We start from the raw sequence: 19541 nt of genomic DNA, 5'->3' as shown, positions 1-19541 counted from the left end.
CATCGATGACCGGGGAGAACGTGACCGAGCACGAGACCGTGGTACCGGCAGCGGGGGTGTCGGCGAAGACTGTGGACGACCAGCTGATCGACGAGTTGGCGGGCCGACCCAGGCCGAGGCGCTGCAGCTGACCGGAGAGGGCGGGCTGTGCAGCAGCCGACCAAGCGGCTGCTGGAGTCTGCCCTGGAGGGCGGGATCACGAGCAGGTCAACGGGGCCGTAGCGGGCGATGGTCTTGTTCAGCGGCTTCTCGTCCGTGTCCACGGCAGGCTCGTGCCCAACTGCCGCGCCGACCGCAGGGCGCAGACCTGCCTGCGTGCGGGATCGCAGCCCTAGGCCGTGGACGAGCACGTCGGCTGACGCATCCCTGGGACGCCGGAACGCCGGTGCGTCCCGGGGCGGCGCGCCCTGGGGGAGCGGACGAAGGTCAGGACGTGCTGGGCACAGACCCGTTGGGTTCGATGGCCCGCCAGGCAAGATCGAGGCATGCGCCCCATCGTTCGGGGTAGCCGTTCGATCGTCGGCCGACGAGATGGGCAGAGGCAAGGCCGATTGACCGGGAGGGCACATCATGATGACGACGACCGCACAGACCACCGAGCACACCACCACGGACATGCCGGAGATTGCGGACCCGTCGAAGGTGGCGCCCAAGGACGCGCGGGAACTGTCGAAGCTGTTCTTCGAACGGCTGACGATGCTCGAGGAGGGTACGTCCGAATACCAGTACGCGCGCAATACGCTGATCGAGATGAACATGTCCCTGGTCCGCTTCGCGGCCGGCCGGTTCCGCAGCCGTGGACCGGAGGAAAGGGAGGACATCGTCCAGGTCGGCATGATCGGCCTGATCAAGGCCATCGACCGGTTCGAGCTGACCCGCGAGGTCGAGTTCACCTCCTTCGCCGTGCCGTACATCGTCGGCGAGATCAAACGGTTCTTCCGTGACACCTCGTGGGCCGTGCACGTGCCCCGGCGGCTTCAGGAGGCCCGTGTCCAGCTGGCCCGGGCCACCGAGGAACTGCGCAGCCGGCTGGGCCGTAACCCCACCACCAACGAACTGTCCGAGCTGATGAGCCTCCCGGAGGACGAGGTCGTCGAAGCCCGGCTGGCGGCCAACGCCTACAACTCCGCCTCCCTGGACGCGACCATCAACGGCAGCGAGGACGGCGAGTCGGCGCTGGCGGACTTCCTCGGTACGGACGACGCCGCTCTGGCGCTCGTGGAGGACTTCCACGCCCTGGCCCCGGTGATCGCCGAGCTGGACGAACGCGACCGGCAGATCATCCACTGGCGGTTCGTCGAGGAGCTCACCCAGAAGGACATCGGCGAGCGCCTCGGCGTCTCCCAGATGCATGTGTCCCGGCTGATCTCGCGTCTGCTGGCCCGCCTGCGGGAAGGCATGCTCACCAGCCACTGAACCGTCCGATCGGCTCTGCGACGACTGTGCTGACGGAGGCCGGGTATACGCGGGAACTATCATCGGGTCGCCAGGTGTTCTGGTCATGAGAGATGGGTCAGTGTTCCGTGCTCCACGGGGGAGTCACGCGACGGTTGTGCGGGATGGTGAGTTCGAGCTGAATGATTCACGATTCCGGCAGGTACCTGCTGGCGACAGTTCGCGGGTGCTTTCCGTAACTTTCGAGCGACATGCATTCCGCGTCGCCGACGCGCGTGACTCCGCGCTCCAGTTCCTCGCCGGTTCGCAGAATGGCAGGGAATCGAGGCTGCCAGCGCGCGTGGTGGAGGCGACGCAGTTGGTGGTGAGCGAGCTGGTCACCAACGCGATCAAGTACGGTTCCGGGCCTATAGAGTTGTCGTTGGTTCTTGCTGAGGACACGTTGTCCGTCACTGTTCGGGACGGTGAAACGATGCTGCCGAGGCACCGGTCTGCCGACCCGCGCCGGGTCGGCCAGCACGGTCTGGAGATCGTCGCGGCGCTGAGCCAGGACGTCGATGTCCAGCGAGAACCGACCGGCAAGCGTATTACCGCGCGCATCTCGCTGGACGAGTCGGTCCGTGCGGGGTGTCAGGTGGCCCAGCCCGGTGAGCGGCCGACGCCACGGTAGGTGGTACGGGGCGGAACGCCGGTGTTCTCCGTTCAGGCGAGGCTGACGTGGAGGCGTACCGTCGTACTGTCCTGACCGGTGTGGACTTCGAGCAGGTCGCACAGCTGACGCACCACCCACATGCCGTGCCCGCGTTGCTGCTGCGGGTCGGGCGGGAGGTGGCCCAGGTACCAGTCCGTCTTGTTGCGGCCGGTGCTGGCGACGTCGCACACGATGCGCCGGCCCGCGCGGCGGACCACTATGTGCCCCGTGCCTCCGCCGTGCTGGACGGCGTTGGTGGCGACCTCGTTGACCGCGAACACGAGACGCTGGGCACCGTCGGCGGACAGACCCATCTCGGCAGCAGTTTCGACGACTGTGGAACGCACTGCTGAAAGATCGGCTCCGAAGCGCATGAAGGCTTCCTCTCCTTCCCCGGCCACGGGCGCGAGCGGCCGGTGCCGGCCGTTGTCGGTGGCGGGGTCCGCACAGCGGTCGCTGGGGCGGGCGGATGCCGCCACGGCCAGGTGCGGATGAGTACGCCGGGCGTCGCACGGGCAGATGATCCAGGCCGGGCAGTGGGCGAAGGCGACGTTGATCGCGGATTCGTAGCGGGTCCACTCAGTCGTCTCCAGCGTGTCCCTGCCGTGCCAGACCGGCTCGCCGATGACGCGTACCCGCTGGTGCCGCCCCGTGCCGGTGCGCTGGTCGACGTACCGGTAGGAGGCGCCGAGGGTGCGTCCGGGTGTCCGGTACCACTCGCCGGCGTCGATGAACTCGACCTGCCCGGACGCGTCCCCGAGTGCTTGTCGCAGCAGGTCGATGTTGGCGGGGGTGGTCACCGCCGGCACGGCGTCCCGCTGCTCGAGTCCTTCGAGGCAGAAAGGGACCGTGGTGGCCAGGAATTCCTGGCCGCTGCCGTAGATGAGCCCCTGGTGGCTCAGGCCACTGCCTCGGTGCGGCCGGGATGGTGCGGTGAGGCGGTCGGTCACGAGGGGACCTCCTGGGCGGTGACGACCAGGGCAGGGGTCTTGTCGAAGCCGACCATGCTGATCACTTGGCAGAGCAGGGGCGCGAGCTCCACGACGTGCAGTCGGCGGTCGTCCTCCAGCCGCGCGGCGGCGCGGGCCAACGCCCTTACGCCGCTCAGGTCGATGAACTCCAGCGCCTGCATGTCCACCTGGATGTCGCCCGGCCAGGTCAGCGCTGTTTCCAGGGCATCGGCGAAGGCGTCCGTGGTGCGGTGGTCCACGCTGCCCACCACGCGCAGACCGCAGCGTCCTCCCCGGAAGGAGGACACGAGCCGCAGCGTGCTGTCGTGATAGAACGGCTCGGGCTCGACCGCCCCCGGATGGCAGCCGTGCAGGCGGCCCAACCGGTCGAGGGTGAAGCGGCGGGCGTCGTACTGGCAGACGGCAGAGGCCCGCTGGCCGGCGAACACCTGGTTGACCTTGGTCTCGTAATCGGCGAGCCGATCGGCCCCGGGTACCCGGGGAAGTGCCCAGCCCATCTCGCCGCTTACGCGGAACCCGGTATAACCGGCCGTCAGGGACTACCTGACTTCCTGCCGCAGGGCAGCCACCATGCCGTCGGCGTCGAACGAGCCTGTCGCCAGATAGCTGTCGTCCGCCGTGGTCACCACGAGCTGGCCCTTTTCCAGAGCCGGGCGGGGGTCGGTACCGGACGCGGTCAGCCAGCCGAGGACCTCTTGAGGGGTGAGCTGGTCGGCGAAGTACATGACCCGTTCACCGCGGTGCAGGCCGGACGCCAGATACACCGTCACCACTCGGCGTCGTCGGTGAACGCCAGACACAAGTGATCACCATGATCCATGTCCTGGACCTGGCGGTCCGCACCCTCATACGTGATCACCCCGGCCGCCGGCCCTCCCCTGTAGATCCGGCCTACTCGGGCATCCCCGTGCCGTGTTCCCCACATGACCGGACAACCGTGTACCGGACACTTTCTTCACTGTCGGGGCACCGCGATACGGCGGTCGGTAGTCGACTGGAGGCCGAGCGTGTGGACAGCGGGGCGGGGTCAGCGTTGCAGGGCGGAGACGGCCTCCTGGGCGGTGGCGTGGAAGGTGAAGACCTGGTCGAGCCCGACCACCTGGAAGACGCGCATCTGGTCCGGGTGGACGCCGGCGAAGCTGAGCGGTGAGCCGGCCGCCTGTGATCGCTGGTAGGCGGTGAGGAGCACCGTGATTCCAGTGGAGTCGCAGTAGGCCAGCCCGGACAGGTCGATGATCACGCCATGGCTGTCGAAGGGGGCTTCTTTGACGGCCTGGGCCAGGAGTGGGGCACTGTGGTGGTCCAACTCACCCGTCACCTCCAGTACGAAGGGACCGGCGGGGGTGTGTAGCGGGGTGACGGTCAACAGGTGCTCGGGTTCGGTCACCGTTTCTCCTGAGTGCGAGGTTCGGGCTGGATGGGTACGGACAGGGCGAGCAGCGCGGTGTCGTCGCTGACGCCGTCGCCCAGACGGTGCAGGAGCGCTTCGACGGAGCCCAGCAATCCGTCGGCGGAGCGGTCCTCGGCGTGGACGTACGTGGAGAGCAGATGCTGGGTGAGCCCGTCCTCGTCGAGCATGGTGCCATCCGGGGTGCGTGCCTCGGTGAGACCGTCCGTGTAGAGCAGGAGGCTCTCACCCGGTGACAACCGCGTGGTGGTCTGTACGAACTGGGGGTTGGGCAGCATGCCCACGAGTTGGCCGCCGGCGGTGGAGATCGGCTCCACTCTTTTGCCGACGCGTACTGCGAGGGCCGAGGGGTGCCCGCCGCCGGCGAGAGTGACGGTGAAGGAACCGTCGGCAAGGGGCTGCAGCACGCCGAAGACCGCCGTGCAGTAGCGGGGGTCGCTGCCTTGGTGCTCGCCCTTGAGGACGCTGTCGAGAGTGGACAGCGCGGCGCACGGGTCAGGGTTGTAAATGGCGGCGGCGCGCAGGGTGTAGCGGGTCAGAGAGGTCAGCGCGGCGGCCTCGGCGCCCTTGCCGCACACGTCCCCGAGGAAAAAGGCCCAGCGGCCGTCGTCGAGGGGGAACAGATCGTAGAAGTCACCGCCGACCTCGTGCGGGGAGGCCGTGTGGTAGGCGGCTGCCGCCTGCAGGCCGGGGACCGTCGGCAGGGCCGGGGGCAGCAGGGTGCGCTGCAGAGTCCGGGCGAGGTGCTCGGCTTCAGTACGCCGGTCGCGTTCGGCGGCGACGGTGCGGATGGCCGACAGGCGCAGCTCGAGTTCGTCCATGACCAACGCGGCCAGATCCTGCAGGGCGTCGAGTTGGACATCGGTCGGCTTGCGCGGGCGGGTGTCGAGGACGTCGACCGTGCCCAGACGCTGCCCGTCGGCCGTGGTGATGGGCGCGGCGGCGTAGAAGCGGACGCCGATGTCGCCCTGGACGAGAGGGTCGGCGAGCGCGCGGGCATCGGCCGCGGCGTCGGCGACCACATAAGGTTCGCCGTGGAGGATGGCGGAGGAACACAGGCCCGGATCGCGGCGTATCTGCGTGACGCCGGTCAGTCCGTGGGCGGCCTTGAACCACACTCGGTCGGTGTCCACGATCGCCACCGTGGCCATGGGCGCGTCGAATATCCGGGCAGCCAGGCCCGCGATCCGGTCGAACGCGCCGTCCGGCGGCGTGTCCAGGATCTGGTAGCGCCGGACCGCGTCGAGACGCCTTCCCTCGTCGGACGCTCGTGGCAGGGGGACCTGCAAAGGACTCGCTGCCACCCTTACTGCTCCCTGCTGTGCGTCCGTCGTGATACCGCCTGCGGCGAGGCGCCTGGGGCCGTCTGGTCTTATCCTACGAAGCTGTCGGTGCCCGCGGGCAAGTCGGCAGCAATGACCTCGTGGAACAAGGTCGTCCGCCTGTGTCCGTACGTGCTGTATTCCGAGACGACGCGAGTGCTGTCCGTCATCAGGCGTGGCAAGCCGGTGCGACGGTGTGGTGAGGGCGGGAGGGGAAGGGTGTCCAGTGACGCGTTCACAAGACGCTGAACACGAGCCGGCGGTGACGGCCGGTTCCGGTGTGTTCGCCGCCGAGGCGGAGGTCGGCCGGGACCTCGCCGAGGTGGACTGGACGTCGACCCCGCTGGGCCCTCCGGCCCAGTGGCCGCAAAGTCTGCAGACGGCGGTCAGCATCTTGCTGTCGTCGCGGTTCTCCATGTGGATGGCATGGGGTCCGGAGCTGACGTTCTTCTGCAACGCGGCCTACCGACGGGACACGCTGGGCCGCAAGTACCCCTGGGCGCTGGGCCGGCCGGCGAGTGAGGTGTGGGCGGAGATCTGGGACGACATCGGCCCCCGGATCGACACCGTGATGACCACGGGACGGGCGACCTGGGACGAAGGCCTGCTCCTGTTCCTGGAGCGGTCCGGTTACACGGAGGAGAGCTACCACACCTTCTCGTACAGTCCGCTGCGTGACGACGACGACGCGGTGGTCGGCATGCTGTGCGTGGTCAGTGAGGAGACCGAGCGGGTCATCGGCGAGCGGCGGATGGCGACGCTGCGCGACCTGGGATCCGATCCGAGTGTGGTCCGCACCGAACAGGAAATGCTGACCTTCGTGGACCAGCAACTGGGCCGCAACCTGCAGGATCTGCCGTTCACGCTGACCTACCTGTTCCAGCCCGACGACTCCGCGAAGCTCGCGGGCACGACCGGGATATCCAGCGGACACGCAACCGCCCCCGCCACCTTGCCCGGTTCCGGTTCCGGCGACGTCTGGCCGGTGGAAGAGCCGGCTCGTGGGGAGTCCGTGCTCGTGCCGCTCGATGGCACCTCGTTCATGGACCTGCCGACAGGAAACTGGTCTGAGCCGCCCGCACAGGCGCTGGTGGTGCCGTTGCAGCAGTCGGGCAGCGCACCGTACGGATTTCTGGTGACCGGACTGAACCGGTACCGCGTGCTGGACGAGGGCTACCGCGGATTCGTCGAGCTGGTCGCCGGTCACCTCTCGGCCGGGATCGCCAGTGCCCGCAGCTACGAGGAGCAGCAGCGGCGGGCGGAGGACCTGGCCGAGCTGGACCGGGCCAAGACCGCCTTCTTCTCCAACATCAGCCACGAGTTCCGCACACCGCTCACCCTGATCACGGGACCGGTGGAGGAACTGCGCACTCGTCTGGCAGACGCCGACGCGCCGGTGCGAGAGGAACTGGACGCGATCCACCACAACGCGCTGCGGCTGGGCAAGCTCGTCAACTCGCTGCTGGACTTCTCCCGTATCGAGGCCGGACGGATGCAGGCGCGCTACGAACCGGTCGACTTGGCCGAGGTCACAGCGGAGCTGGCCAGCGTGTTCCGATCCGCCATCGACAAGGCCGGTCTGGAATTCGACATCGCATGCTCCGCGCCGGCGGGAGAGGTGTACATCGACCGCGGCATGTGGGAAAAGGTGATGCTCAACCTGCTCAGCAACGCACTGAAGTTCACCTTCAACGGCTCGATCCGCGTCACCGTCCACACTGAGGACACCCACGCGGTCGTCGAGGTCGCCGACACCGGCATCGGCGTGCCGGCGGAGGAGATGCCCCGGCTGTTCGAGCGATTCCACCGGATCGAGACCGCCCGCTCCCGCTCCACCGAGGGCAGCGGCATCGGGCTGGCCCTGGTCAAGGAACTGGTCGCCCTGCACGGCGGCACGATCACCGCCGACAGCGCCGAGGGCGAGGGCACCTGCTTCACCGTCCGCATGCCGTTCGGCGCGGCTCACCTCCCCCTCGATGCTCTCGTGCCGGCCAAGGGCAGCCGTGGTGGGGCGTCTGCCGCCGACCCCTATCTGCTGGAAGCGCTGCGCTGGCTGCCGGGCGAGGCGGCCGGCGCCGACGAGCAGACAACCGCAACAGTGGCTGACGCCGGAGCGTCGGGACACACCTCCGGTCCGGTTGCGGCGCGGGTTCTGATCGCCGACGACAACGCCGACATGCGCGAGTACCTCACCCGCCTCCTGCACGGCGGCGGATACCGGGTCGACACCGTCAACGACGGTCTGGCGGCCCTGCAGGCCGTCCGAGCGGACGCTCCCGATCTGGTGATCAGCGACGTCATGATGCCCGGCCTCGACGGCCTCACATTGGTGACGGCGCTGCGCACCGACCCGCGGACCTCCTCCGTTCCCGTGCTGCTGCTGTCCGCCAGGGCCGGGCAGGAGGCGTCCATCGAAGGGCTCCAGGCGGGCGCCGACGATTATCTCGTCAAGCCGTTCGCCGCGGCCGAACTCCTCGCACGGGTGCGGGCCAACGTCGAGCTGGCGCGGCTGCGCAATCACCAGGCGCGCTGGCGCACCGCGCTGATCGACTCCCTCCAGGAGGCTTTCTTCGTCTGCGACGAGAACGGTGCCGTCATCGAGATCAACACGGCCTTCACCGACATCCTCGGCTACGGTCCCGAGGGCCTGCCCTACTCGCCGATCCACCCTTGGTGGCCGGACGCCGAAACCGACCCTGAAGCGCACCACCAGGTCTTTGACGCTTTCGCTCAGCTGCTGGGCAATCCCAAGGGCTCCTGCACCATCCCGGTCAGCCATCGAGACGGGCACCGGTTGTGGGTGAGCGCCACCTTCAACCAGGCCCACGACCCCGACACCGGACGCCAGGTCACCGTCGGAACCTTCCGCGACGTCACCGCCGAGCACTACGCAATCCAGCGCAAGAGCGCCCAGGCCGCCCTGAGCATGCGGCTCACCCAGGCGGCCAGCCTGCCGGAAGCGCTGGCAGGAGTCCTGGCTGAGCTGAAGCAACTGTGGCGTGCCCAAAGCGTACTGGCGGCCGTCGCCGCAGTCGGTCAGGAAGCGTCCGTGACCGCGACCGATGCCGAGCTGCGCTGGCAGGACCTGCCCGCCGACCGCCGGGACAAGCTCACCGCTTGGCTCGACCAGCCCCCGCTCACTCCGGTCGACGACGACACGGGTGCGGTCATCGCCGTCAACCACCCCGAAGGGGCCATGGTGGTGTGGATCGACTTCGGGGGCCATCGTTCCTTCACCGATGAGGACCAACTGCTGCTGTCCCTGCTGGCCGGTCAGCTCGCCCAGGGGCTGGCCCGCGCCCATCAGATCGACCAGCAGCGCGAGACGGCCATCGCCCTGCAACGAGCCATCCTCGGCCCGTCCGACCTGCCCGACGGCTTCGCCGTCCGCTACGAACCCGCCACCCAACCCCTGGAAGTCGGGGGCGACTGGTACGACACCGTCCGGCTCCAGGACGGACGCATCGGCATCGTCGTCGGCGACTGCGTCGGACGCGGTCTCGCAGCCGCCACCGTCATGGGCCAACTGCGCAGCGCCTGCCGCGCCCTGCTCCTTCAGGACGCCAGCCCCGCTCAGACCCTCATGGCCCTGGACCGCTTCGCCGCAGGCATCCCCGGCGCGATGTGCACCACAGTCTTCTGCGGGGTCCTCGACCCCGACACCGGCCACCTCACCTACTCCAGCGCCGGACACCCGCCCGGCATCCTCACCCATCTCGACGGCACCACCCTGCTCCTGGACGAAGGACGGTCCGTTCCCCTGGCCGTACGCCCGGGCAAGCACCGCCCCGAAGGCACCTGCACCATGCCCGCACGCGCCACTCTCCTGCTGTATACCGACGGCCTCGTGGAACGTCGGCGCCGCCCGCTGACCGCCGGCATCGACCAGGCCAGCGAGGCCATCCAGGAGGGTCGCAACGCAGCCATCGACGACCTCGCCACCCAGGTCATGACACGGCTTGCACCCACCGACGGCTACGACGACGACGTGGCTCTTCTGCTTTACCGGCACCCGGCACCGCTGGACGTGGCTTTCCCGGCGGAGTCGTCACAGCTTGCGCCGGTCCGCAAGGCCCTGCGTAGCTGGCTCGACCAGTGCGAGCTTTCCCCTCGTACCGTCCAGAACATCCTGGTGGCGGCGGGCGAAGCCTGCGCCAATGCCATTGAGCACGGGCACCGCGACGCTCCCGGAGGCACTATCCGGCTACGCGCCGAAGCCCTCGTCGACGATCTTCACCTGACCGTCGCCGACACCGGCCGGTGGAAGACGCCCCGGCCCGACCTCAACACCCATCGTGGGCGAGGCGTGGCCCTGATGCGCGCTCTGATGCAACAGGTCACCATCACCTCCGGCGCGGCCGGGACCACTGTCGACATGCATACGAGGATCGCCTGATGACCACCCCGCTCACTCTCACCCTCAGCCGGCGTCCCGATGGCGCAACGCTGCTGACGGTCGTCGGCGAAATCGACATGAGCAACACCGATACCCTGGCCACGGCCATCGAGGCCACCGACGGCCCTCTCGTCATCGACCTCACGGCCGTCGAATACCTCGACAGCGCCGGCCTGAGCGTGCTGTTCACTCACAGCGACCGCATCGAACTCATCGCCACCCCGATGCTGGCCCCGGTCCTGAACATTTCAGGGCTTGTCGACCTGACCACCGTTCACGGCCTCGCCACGCCGGAGAGCTGAGTCCAGCTACGAGCGGCAGACGGAACAAGAAATGTCTCACCAGCGAAAACGGGGGTAGCCGCGAGACCGGAACATCAACGCTCACAGGTGAGGAGTCACTGTGCCGTCCCATGACGTCGTCGAACTCATCCTGCGGGACCATCGCCGCATGGAGGACCTCTTCCGCACCATGCGCAACGTCGAGGCCGACCGCGCCACCGCTCTCGCGGAGTTCGCGAACCTGCTCATCGCGCACGCCTCGGCCGAGGAGGACAAGGTCTATCCGGCCCTACTGCGCTACAAGAACGTGGACGGCGACGATGTCGACCACAGCGTGCACGAACACGAGGAGGGAAACGAGGCACTGCTTGCTCTGCTGGAAGTGGAAGACACCACTTCGCAGGAGTGGGAGGACAAGCTCGAAGAGCTTGTCACGGAGGTCAATCACCACGTGGACGAGGAAGAGCGAACCCTGCTCAACGACGCCCGCGAAAACGTAGCCGACGATCGCCGCGCTCAGCTCGGGACGGCGTTCCGTGAAGCGCGCGCAAGGTACCTGGAGACCGACTGCGGCAGCGTGGAGAACGTACGCAAGCTGGTGGCGGGTCAGTAGCTCACCGCCGTCGCCACGCGCACGTGGTGTACCAGCGGCTTCCGGCGCCATATCGGCGTGCATGAGTGGACAGGGCTGGGCTGTGTCCGCTGATCCTGTCCCTGATGCTTTCTGGGAGCGGATCGAGCCGCTCCTTCCTCCGCGTTCCGCGCGCAGAGTCCGTCATCCAGGGCGTCTGCCCGGGACGGACCGTATGGCTCTCACAGGCATCGTCCGTGCATTGCGCAAGCGAGTTGCCTGGCGCGACGTGCCCGCGCAGGTGGTGGGCTGTTCGGGAGTGACGTGCTGGCGCCGACTGCGGGACTGGATGCAGGCGGGCACTTTGAGCAGGCGCTTCGGGGTGCGCTCTGATCCGTGGCCAAGAGTTTTCTCCGACCTGACGAACGAGGGGTCAGTGAACCCTTCTCGTCCTCTGGTTCGAGGCTGCTGGCGAAGGGCTGGTGGAGGTCCTTGTGACACGGCAGGGCTCCTGGTTGTTGCCGCTGGTGATCTCACTCATCAACGTTCCGACACAGGAGCCTTGTCGGTCCCGTATCGAGCCATGCTCGACGTCCCGCATGAGGTCGTTGAGCATGTTCCTGGCTCATCTACGCCCGAAGAGGTGAGCTGAACTCCCGCTGGCGCAAGCTGGGCTGTCTCCGGCAGGCCCTGCTCGACCTGGTGCACCTGCGCGAGAACGAGAGCCTGGCCCAGGGCGCCGCAGGGTTCGGCGTCTCCGCCGCCACCGTCGGCCAGCACGTGGGACCGATACGGGCGAGCTCCTCGCCGGGCGTGCTCCGAGCCTGCGCGAGGCTCTGCGCGAGCTGTCGCGGAGGGGCTAGCCATCCTCGGCGGCACTCTGATCGCCACCGACCACATCGCAGCGGACGAGCCATACTACTCGATGAGGCACTGCCGTCATGGAATGAACGTGCAGGTCGTGGCCGCCCTGGACAGGACACCACATGGGGTGTCCCCTGCTCGCAGAGCTTGGGGAGGGGCTCTCACGGGCACTGCCCGGCCGTACGCATAACCTGACCTCGGCCCGCGCGCACGGTGTGATCCATGCCTGACCAGGCAGGTCCTGGTGCTCGCCGACCGTGCCTACCGCGGAGCCGGTGCCACTTTCCGAGTCCCCTGCTACGGCCGCGAACTACCCGAGACGTACGCTCGGTTCAACCAGGAGCATGCCCCACTGCGGGCACTGGGGCTTGTGTCGAAAGTGTTGGTCACGGCCACTCCTCGATGACCGCGAAGAGGACGCTTGCCTCGTAGCGGGATCGCGAGCCTGCGCAGATGGCCAGTTCCCAAGGGCACGGTCAGGACTGGTCCGCCACGGCGGCGGTGAAGCGCGCCACGAGCGCCGCAACCGCGGCACGCAGTTCCTCCCCGCCGTCGACGCGGAAGGCGAACGGCACCCTCGCCAGCCATTCCTGCGCGTACATGACCGGATTGCGAGTGCTGCCGACCAGTACGCATCCGTCCCCCAAGGGCTCAAGCCGCCCCATGGGCGGCCGGATCCACGGGGCCACCTCGGTCAGCGGAGCGTCGAACACCACGCGGGTGGAGAACTCCCATCCGAGGCCCAGGTTCTCCTCCAGTACCGCCACCGGATCGAGGCCCTTGGGCGGCTCAAACCCGTGCCCGGTCGGCCGGACCGCACGGACCCGGTCGACCCGGTAGGTGCGGATTGCGTCCGCACGATGGGAGTGACACAGCAAGTACCAGCGCCCGTAGCGGACGACGAGGGACCAGGGATCCACCTCCGCCTCCCACTCGCTGTCGGCCTCGCTGCGGTACGTGACCAACACGCGGCGCCGGGCCGCGACGGCGTCGACGAGTTCGCTGGTCACGGCCGGATCCGGGCGGGCCGAGTACGGGTCCGGCGCGGCCGACGCGTATTCCCGCAGCATCGCCGCCTGCCGGCCGAGGCTTTCCGGCAGCGCCTTGACGACCTTGCCCAGGGCGGTGCCGACCAGGTCGTCGGCGTCAGCCGCGGTCGGCTGGCCGCCGAGCACCGCCATCACCAGGCCGAGGGCCTCGGACTGCGTGAAGTGCACCGGGGGCAACCTCGTCCCGCGCCCCAGTCGGTACCCGCCGTGCGGCCCCCGGGCCGACTCCACGGGGATGCCAGCCTCTCGGAGGATCCCGACGTACCGGCGCGCGGCTCGCTCCGTGACGCTCAGCCGCACGGCGAGTTCGCCGGCCGTCGTACCGGGGCGGGTCTGGAGGATTTCCAGGGTGCGCAGCGCCCGCGCGGTGGGGCTGAGATCGTTCGACACGGGAGCAGGCTAGTCCGCTCTGTCGAGCTCCACGGTCAAAGGAGGCCGGGGCTTCGCCCCGGACCTGTAAGGCGAGGGAGACCGGGTCTGGTTTCCCTACGTGGACCGCCGCCGAACTTCGCCCAGGGCGCTTGGGTGGTCGCCGGACAAACCGGCAGCGGATTGTCCGGATCTCCTCCTACGGTGACATTCATGAAGCCGGAGAAGGGGAACTGACCATGGACATAATGCTCATCGGCGGCCTGTGGCTGAACGGATCCGTGTGGGGCCGCGTCGCGTCCGCGCTGGAGCCTCTTGGCCATCGCCCCATGCCGCTCACCCTCCCGGGCCAGGGAGACGGCTCCGCGTCCGCCACGCTCGACGACCAGTTGGCGACGGTGCTCGCCGCAGTGGACGCGGCACCCGGCAAACCCATGGTGGTGGGGCATTCCGCCGCCTGCACGCTGGCCTGGCTGGCCGCCGACCGGCGACCGGAGCGGCTTGCCAAGGTCGCCCTCATCGGCGGTTTCCCGACCGCCGACGGTCAGCCGTACGCCGATTTTTTCGAGGTGAGAGAAGACGTCATGCCCTTCCCCGGCTGGGGCGCGTTCGAGGGGCCGGACGCTGACGACCTCGACGACGGGGCCAGACGAGCGTGGGAGGCTGCCGCGATTCCCGTGCCCGCAGGCGTGGCCAAGGGAGTGGTGCGGCTGGCAGACGAACGGAGGTTCGGCGTCCCGGTCGTGGTCGTATGTCCGGAGTTCACTCCTGCGCAAGCGCAGGAGTGGATCAACGCCGGCGACGTCCCGGAGCTCGCCCGGGCCGAGCACGTCGACTTTGCCGACATCGACTCAGGCCACTGGCCCATGGTCACCCAGCCTGCCGAGCTGGCCCGGATCTTGGCCGCGGCAGCCAACGCTGCCTGACGGGTGAATTGCCGGGCACGAACAAGACCCTGGGTGTGCTGTTCACAGCCACTCGTTGATGGCCGCCACAAGAACCGTCGTCTCATAGCGCACCGCGAGCTTGTCGTATCTGGTTGCCACGGCGCGGTGGCGCTTGAGGCGATTGATACCGCATTCGACGGCGTGGCGCTCGCGGTAGTCGGCCTTGTCGAACGTCGGTGGCCGACCGCCGCGGTAGCCGAACTTGCGGCGGTCGGCCAGCTGGTCGACCTTGCTCGGGATGGTGCAGCGGATCCCGCGTCTGCGCAGGTAGGCGCAGTTCTTCCAGGACGGGTACGTCCTGTCGGCGCGGACGCGGCGGGCCGGGTACGGGGTCGGCCCGTGGCCGATCGGGGCATCCGGATGCGGTCCAGAGCGAGAAGGGCATCCGCTGGGGCGGGCGCCCTCTCGATGCCGTCGCCTGACCAACCCGGCGAAACTATGCCGCCACGGCCCCGCAGCCGGCGGGGGCGAAGTGCCGGATGTGTGATCCCAGTGCCGGATGGAGCCTCAACGCCGGGCGTGGCGGATCTTCAATCGTCCGAATCCCATGGTCCCAGAGATGCGGATCGTCGGCCCGCCAGGGCGGGAACGCCGCGGAGCCTTGTAGCGCAGGTCCTTCCACGCAGTGCGCAAACCCTCGACGTCGACGACCGCGTCGCGAGGCACCGTGATTCTGGCCCCGCCGGTTCCGAGTTGCAGCTCGATGCCGACGACCGGATGCTCGATGATCGCCCGGGACAGATCCAGGCGCACCCTTCCGTATGCGGACTCGACCTTGAGGATCCGAGGTACCCGCCATGCGCCTCGCCGCTGGATCCGCCCGCTGGCGGCGGCGATCGTTGACGTGGTGCCCGGGTGCTCCTCCGGGAGTGAGGTCAGAGCCGACACGAGCTCGCTGTGTGCCTTGGCGGTGAGCACCTGGTGGAGGCGTTCGTCCAACTCCTCGTGAGAGATGAGCCCTTCGGCGTACGCCCCCTGCAGGCGCTGCACGGCCGTATCGCGGTCGTCTTCGCCGATCAGCGGCGGCGAGTCTTCCGGTAAGGAGGTCACCGTTTCACCCTACTGCCGTGCCGACGAAGCGGACCGGTCAAGGTCCATAGTGGGCAAGGAATTTGGGGAGACCAATCGCTCCTCATCATGGTCTTGATCGTCCATCCCCGGCGAACCTATGCGGGCAAAGCGCTACTAGGCGCTCTCGGCGTCGATGACGTTCTCGATGAGAGTCGCGATGACACTTTCGTCGGTGCTGGGCTCGGGCTTGAACTCCGTGAGCTTGTCGGGTGGAAGGGGGCCCAGGACGTCGCCGGTCTGCACCGTTGCGATGACGCCTCCGACCCGTACGGCGGTCACCAACGAGTAGGGGAAGCCTTTGCTGTCGAGCCGGGCCGGCGTGCGGTACCGCAGAGCCTCCTCTCCGAGGTTCGGTACGGAGAGGGTCTCGGTCGTGACGGACGACTTGCCGTAGATACTGCTGTAGTTGAACCGGTCACATGCGTCGATTGCTCGGCGCAGTTGTGCCATACGCGTTCGTGCGGTCTCCACGGGATAGCTTGTCAGGATGGTCGACCGGGGTGAGAGGTTGCTGTCGTCCAGGTACATCTTCGACCGGGCGGCTGCCGATTCCCCGGGGACTGCTGCCTGACCGCCTGAGCCAGTGGCAGACGTTGTGCCGCTGGCGGCTCCAGACGCCGAGGAGTTCGGGATCGTGCGGCGATGTGCGGTGGGCCGGGCGCGAGCTGAGTGCGGGGCTCCCGGCGCTCAGCTGTAGTAGGTGATTTTCTCATCGAGGACCTTCATGGCCCGGTGCAGGGCCGCCACTTGCTGCTCCAAGGCGGCACGGCGCTCGCGGAGGAAGGCGACTCGGGCCTGCGGAGGGTGCTCGGCGCGCAGAATGGCGACGAACCCCCGCAGGTCCGCAATGCCAAGGCCGGCCTCGCGGAAACAGGTGACCAGGCCGATCCAGAAGACGTCGTCCTCGGTGTACTCCCGGCGCCCGCCGGCGGAGCGCCGGATCGGGCCGATGAGCCCTTCACGCTCGTAGTACCGCAGCGTGTCGATGGAGACGCCGGTGCGGGCGGCGGCCGCTGCCGGGGTGAGGGTGGTCATGGGGCTCCTTTTGTGACCGCCGCTACCGCGCTTCGGCGAAGCGCGCCAAGTGCTTGTCGTCGAGCCGCACATGGCGCGCGGCGAGTGCCTCCTCGATCTGTTCCACCCGGCTCGCGCCGACGATGGGATCGATTCCCTGCAGCATCAGCCATGCGAGGACGACCTGGTTCCTCGTGGCCGAGAGCTCGCCGGCGACATCGTCCAGGACCGCGAGCACCCGGGGGGTCCCTGGATGATCATAGGTTGGCGGAAGCGGCTTGTCCGCGCGTACGTAGGAACCCCACATCAGCGAGCTGTACGACCACACGGCGAGCCCTTCCGACCGCGCGAGGTCCAGGTCCTCGGCGGTGAGCATGCGGTGGCCGGCCTCCGCGAGGGGGGTGAACGGGCGCGGCTGGAGGAGTGAGTGGCGCAGTTGCAGGGACGTCCACGGTTCCACGCCCTGCTTCCGCGCGAGCGACCGGGCGCGCTCGACGCGCCAGGCGGCATGGTTCGCCGCCCCGACCCGTAGGGCCACTCCCTTCGCGACCAGCTCGCCGAAGGCGCCGACCGTCTCCTCCAGCGGCACGGTACGGTCCTCGGCGTGGGCCCAGAGCAGATCGACGTGATCGACCCCGAGACGCCCCAGGCTCTCCTCCGCACCGGTGTGGACGGCGCGGGCGGAGAGTCCTTCGGCGCTTTCCGGCCAGGAGTGCGCAACGAGCGGGTTCTGCCGGACTTTCGTCGCGATCCGCACCGCGTCGCGCGCGCCCGGGCGGGCCCGAAGCCACGCGCCGATGAGGCGCTCGCTGGAGCCGCCGACACCACTGGGGTCGCTCCAGAAGGAGTAGCAGTTCGCGGTGTCGAGCCAAACACCGCCGCCGTCAACGAAGGAGTCGAGGATCGCGAAGGCCCGCTCAGGGGCGACGCGGGTGCCGAAGTCCATCGTCCCGAGGACGATCTGGGGGTTGGTGGTGTACATGCCGCTCATCCTCGAATCTGGAGCGCGCTCCAGGTCAAGAGCCGATGTGGCGGACGGTCCGGTACCCGGCCTCCGGGGGCCTGCCGCCGCGTGCCATGGGCACGCGTGAGGACCCCTGCCGGTGGCAGTCCTGGGTGAGCGGCCTGCCGAACGGGTCGCACAGGGCCGGCGGACAGGGGCGCCGTGCAGCCCAGGCGGTCGACGGAGTGCCGGAACCGGCGGCCACTCCGCTCCACCCGCTGGGCGAGAGCTTGTCAGGCCGCGCTGGTACACCTGCCGCGCCTTGCTGGGGCTTCTTTGTCGCACGCGGGGCCGCCGGCGCTTGAGGCGGCTCCAGGGCGGGGTCGGGCGTGGACGAGGGTATGGAACGAAGGACTTTTCGCCGTATCGCGCGCAGACGGTCTCCAGCCCTTGCTTGAAGGCATCCGATCTATGCAGTTGGTAGTTCCGGATGATTTTATGACTGCCGGTGTTGGCTGTCGTTGGACGAGGCGTGAACGCTCGTCGCCCATACCGCAGTGATGTCTCCGACCCCCGCTGGGCTCTGAACGAACCGGTCTTCACCGCCTGGCGAGCCAAGCGGACCGGCCCCGGCACAGCGGCGCGGGTGCATGATCTGCGGGAGATCGTCAACTTATGGGGCAGGGCAGACCTGCCGGAGACGACGATGCTCCCTCACGCAACAACCGTAGGGGAGCGTCGGCCTCAGAACGCCCCGGGCGGTGTCAGCGGCTGTCGGTAGCGTGACCGCCGTGATGGTGGGAACCGAAGAAACCCGGCTGGTCGTGCTGCGCGGCAACAGCGCCTCGGGGAAGTCGTCCGTAGCGGCCGGTCTCCGCGAGCGGTTCGGCCGTGGCCTGGCCCTGGTCGGCCAGGACAACCTGCGCCGCATCGTGCTGCGCGAGCGGGACCGGCCGGGAGCCGCGAACATCGGCCTGATCGACCTGACGACCCGCTACGCCCTTAACGCCGGGTATCACGTCGTGGTCGAAGGAATCCTCTACGCCGACCGCTACGGCGACATGCTCGCCCAACTGCGCGCCGACCACCTTGGCCCGACCCACGGCTACTACCTGGACGTGCCGTTCGCCGAAACCCTCGCCCGGCATGCCACCAAGCCGATCGCCGATGACGTCAACGAGACGCAACTGCGCGACTGGTACCGGGAACGCGATCTGCTGCCCGATGGGCTCGAGACCGTCATCGGTGCCGACAGCGCCCTGCAGGAGATCGTCGAGCGCATCATGTTCGACACCGGCCTGGCCCATCTGCCCGCAGTGGACCGCTGACCGGGGCACCACCCTTGCGACAGATGTTGCGCTGTCAGGCGGGGAAGCTCGGCGGGGGAGAGGTCGGGATGGGCACGGTGCCGGTGTGCCGCCACCGGCCGGGAGGCGTCGCGGGCGTCGTCGACGCCGGCTTCCACCGTCAGCTCCGGTTCCACCAGCGTGACGACCAGTCTTTCCTGGCTGTCCCACTCGGCGGATTACCTGCCAAGTCCTGCCTGCCCGACTCGGCCAAAGCCAACAGTGGCTGCGGTCAAAGGCCGATGTCGGTGGGGACGAGGGTGAGCACGCCGAGCACCGGGGTGGCGACGGTGGCGGCGCCGGGCCGCACGGGCTCCAGCGCGGCCCGGCGCCGCCGGTACGGCCAAGCGGTCGTGTTTGTCCCGGACAGCTGCAACAGGTCGAACGCGGAAGCGCACGAGTTAGCGGATTCCTGAGCGGGGTAACACGGGAATCCGTCCGCCGAGTCGCTCGAGTGGCCGCCTCGGCCGGCGTATCGGTTCCGTTGGCGATCGTGATCGCGGCCGGGCAGCGGGGCGCCCCGCAGTTCGAGCTGTTGCTGGAAGCGATCCGGGTACCTGGAACTGGCTGGGAACGGCCGCGCAAGCGACCGCACCGAGTGCGTGCGGACAAAGGCGTACGCCTCCCGGGCCAGCCGGGCCTACCTGCGCAGGCGGGAAATCAAAGCCACGATCCCGGTGCCTGCGGACCGGGTCCGCAACCGGCAGAAGCTCGGCTCCCGCGGCGGTCGGCCACCCGGATTCGACAAGACCGACTACAAGCTGCGGCACGCGGCCGAATGCGGCATCAACCGGCTCGAGCGCCACCGCACGGTCGCTACGAGATAGGGAAAACTCGCCGCCCGCTACGAGGCGACCGTGCTGGGCGCAGTCCTCAACGAGTGGCTGTGACCAGCGCCGTCCT

Annotated in this window: 20 protein-coding genes and 3 pseudogenes; 11 read left to right on the top strand and 12 right to left on the bottom strand. The window is 68.6% G+C overall.

The features are described 5' to 3' along the window. Positions 1–5 precede the first annotated feature (5 nt). The 3 genes from OHB56_RS01190 (at position 6) to OHB56_RS01180 (ending at position 2065) form a co-directional block, all read left to right on the top strand. The gene (locus tag OHB56_RS01190) at positions 6–131 is read left to right on the top strand and encodes a hypothetical protein (RefSeq protein WP_326750758.1); all 126 of its coding nucleotides are present in this window, start codon (positions 6–8) and stop codon (positions 129–131) included. Between the two features lie 439 nt (positions 132–570). Then, positions 571–1416: an RNA polymerase sigma factor SigF gene (locus tag OHB56_RS01185; RefSeq protein ID WP_406351114.1), complete on the top strand. Its 846-nt coding sequence runs from the start codon at positions 571–573 to the stop codon at positions 1414–1416. Positions 1417–1621: 205 nt separating this feature from the next. Beyond that, on the top strand, positions 1622–2065 hold the full coding sequence (locus OHB56_RS01180; protein WP_406351113.1) for an ATP-binding protein: 444 nt from the start codon (positions 1622–1624) through the stop codon (positions 2063–2065). 32 nt (positions 2066–2097) lie between these two features. On the opposite strand, the gene OHB56_RS01175 is transcribed toward OHB56_RS01180, so the two are convergent. The 5 genes and pseudogenes from OHB56_RS01175 to OHB56_RS01155 form a co-directional block, all read right to left on the bottom strand. Beyond that, the gene (locus OHB56_RS01175; RefSeq protein ID WP_406351112.1) at positions 2098–3036 is read right to left on the bottom strand and encodes an anti-sigma factor RsbA family regulatory protein; all 939 of its coding nucleotides are present in this window, start codon (positions 3034–3036) and stop codon (positions 2098–2100) included. Continuing rightward, positions 3033–3308, bottom strand: coding sequence for an STAS domain-containing protein (locus OHB56_RS01170; protein ID WP_326756872.1), 276 nt, complete (start codon positions 3306–3308; stop codon positions 3033–3035). The genes OHB56_RS01175 and OHB56_RS01170 overlap by 4 nt, the downstream gene beginning before the upstream one ends. A 96-nt stretch (positions 3309–3404) precedes the next feature. Then, positions 3405–3827 (bottom strand): annotated as a pseudogene (locus OHB56_RS01165) (MEDS domain-containing protein); the annotation flags it as partial. Positions 3828–4084: 257 nt separating this feature from the next. Then, positions 4085–4444: an STAS domain-containing protein gene (locus OHB56_RS01160; RefSeq protein ID WP_326750753.1), complete on the bottom strand. Its 360-nt coding sequence runs from the start codon at positions 4442–4444 to the stop codon at positions 4085–4087. After that, positions 4441–5769: a GAF domain-containing SpoIIE family protein phosphatase gene (locus tag OHB56_RS01155; RefSeq protein ID WP_326750752.1), complete on the bottom strand. Its 1329-nt coding sequence runs from the start codon at positions 5767–5769 to the stop codon at positions 4441–4443. Before OHB56_RS01155 ends, OHB56_RS01160 begins: the two co-directional genes overlap by 4 nt. Before the next feature lie 244 nt (positions 5770–6013). On the opposite strand from OHB56_RS01155, the gene OHB56_RS01150 reads away from it, so the two are divergent. The 5 genes and pseudogenes from OHB56_RS01150 to OHB56_RS01130 form a co-directional block, all read left to right on the top strand. Next, positions 6014–10183, top strand: coding sequence for a SpoIIE family protein phosphatase (locus OHB56_RS01150; protein WP_406351109.1), 4170 nt, complete (start codon positions 6014–6016; stop codon positions 10181–10183). Further along, positions 10183–10485: an STAS domain-containing protein gene (locus tag OHB56_RS01145; protein WP_326750750.1), complete on the top strand. Its 303-nt coding sequence runs from the start codon at positions 10183–10185 to the stop codon at positions 10483–10485. Before OHB56_RS01150 ends, OHB56_RS01145 begins: the two co-directional genes overlap by 1 nt. Positions 10486–10585: 100 nt before the next feature. Beyond that, positions 10586–11077, top strand: coding sequence for a hemerythrin domain-containing protein (locus OHB56_RS01140; RefSeq protein ID WP_326750749.1), 492 nt, complete (start codon positions 10586–10588; stop codon positions 11075–11077). A gap of 61 nt (positions 11078–11138) precedes the next feature. Further along, positions 11139–11396, top strand: a pseudogene (locus OHB56_RS01135) (transposase); the annotation flags it as partial. Between the two features lie 222 nt (positions 11397–11618). Further along, positions 11619–12260: pseudogene (locus tag OHB56_RS01130) on the top strand (transposase family protein); the annotation flags it as partial. A 115-nt stretch (positions 12261–12375) separates the two neighbouring features. Here OHB56_RS01130 and OHB56_RS01125 read toward each other — a convergent pair. Beyond that, on the bottom strand, positions 12376–13338 hold the full coding sequence (locus tag OHB56_RS01125) for a WYL domain-containing protein (protein WP_326750748.1): 963 nt from the start codon (positions 13336–13338) through the stop codon (positions 12376–12378). A gap of 218 nt (positions 13339–13556) precedes the next feature. On the opposite strand from OHB56_RS01125, the gene OHB56_RS01120 reads away from it, so the two are divergent. After that, positions 13557–14243, top strand: a complete 687-nt coding sequence (locus tag OHB56_RS01120; RefSeq protein WP_406351107.1) for an alpha/beta fold hydrolase — start codon at positions 13557–13559, stop codon at positions 14241–14243. Positions 14244–14285: 42 nt separating this feature from the next. On the opposite strand, the gene OHB56_RS01115 is transcribed toward OHB56_RS01120, so the two are convergent. From OHB56_RS01115 to OHB56_RS01095, 5 genes are all read right to left on the bottom strand, one after another. Further along, positions 14286–14690 carry a hypothetical protein gene (locus tag OHB56_RS01115; protein ID WP_406351105.1) on the bottom strand — a complete coding sequence of 135 codons (405 nt, stop codon included), beginning with the start codon at positions 14688–14690 and terminating at the stop codon, positions 14286–14288. 81 nt (positions 14691–14771) lie between these two features. After that, positions 14772–15314: a DUF1707 domain-containing protein gene (locus tag OHB56_RS01110; protein WP_406351103.1), complete on the bottom strand. Its 543-nt coding sequence runs from the start codon at positions 15312–15314 to the stop codon at positions 14772–14774. Between the two features lie 135 nt (positions 15315–15449). After that, on the bottom strand, positions 15450–15806 hold the full coding sequence (locus tag OHB56_RS01105) for a hypothetical protein (protein ID WP_326750745.1): 357 nt from the start codon (positions 15804–15806) through the stop codon (positions 15450–15452). 216 nt (positions 15807–16022) lie between these two features. Continuing rightward, positions 16023–16370 (bottom strand): MerR family transcriptional regulator, encoded by a 348-nt coding sequence (locus OHB56_RS01100; RefSeq protein ID WP_326750744.1) that lies wholly within the window; start codon positions 16368–16370, stop codon positions 16023–16025. 22 nt (positions 16371–16392) lie between these two features. Beyond that, positions 16393–17331 carry an aldo/keto reductase gene (locus OHB56_RS01095; RefSeq protein WP_406351101.1) on the bottom strand — a complete coding sequence of 313 codons (939 nt, stop codon included), beginning with the start codon at positions 17329–17331 and terminating at the stop codon, positions 16393–16395. Positions 17332–18086: 755 nt separating this feature from the next. Between OHB56_RS01095 and OHB56_RS01090 the strand changes: the two genes are divergently transcribed. After that, positions 18087–18620: an AAA family ATPase gene (locus OHB56_RS01090; protein ID WP_406358871.1), complete on the top strand. Its 534-nt coding sequence runs from the start codon at positions 18087–18089 to the stop codon at positions 18618–18620. 250 nt (positions 18621–18870) lie between these two features. Here OHB56_RS01090 and OHB56_RS01085 read toward each other — a convergent pair whose 3' ends face one another. Continuing rightward, positions 18871–19014, bottom strand: a complete 144-nt coding sequence (locus OHB56_RS01085) for a hypothetical protein (protein WP_406351099.1) — start codon at positions 19012–19014, stop codon at positions 18871–18873. A gap of 226 nt (positions 19015–19240) precedes the next feature. Between OHB56_RS01085 and OHB56_RS01080 the strand changes: the two genes are divergently transcribed. Further along, entirely contained in the window at positions 19241–19465 is a 225-nt protein-coding gene (locus OHB56_RS01080; protein ID WP_406351097.1) for a hypothetical protein, read from the top strand. Positions 19466–19541 lie beyond the last annotated feature (76 nt).

The organism is Streptomyces sp. NBC_01635 (assembly GCF_045209715.1).
GTDB lineage: Bacteria > Actinomycetota > Actinomycetes > Streptomycetales > Streptomycetaceae > Streptomyces > Streptomyces hirsutus.
Note: the sequence above shows the minus strand (reverse complement) of the source record. Positions and strands in the feature narration are given on the sequence as shown.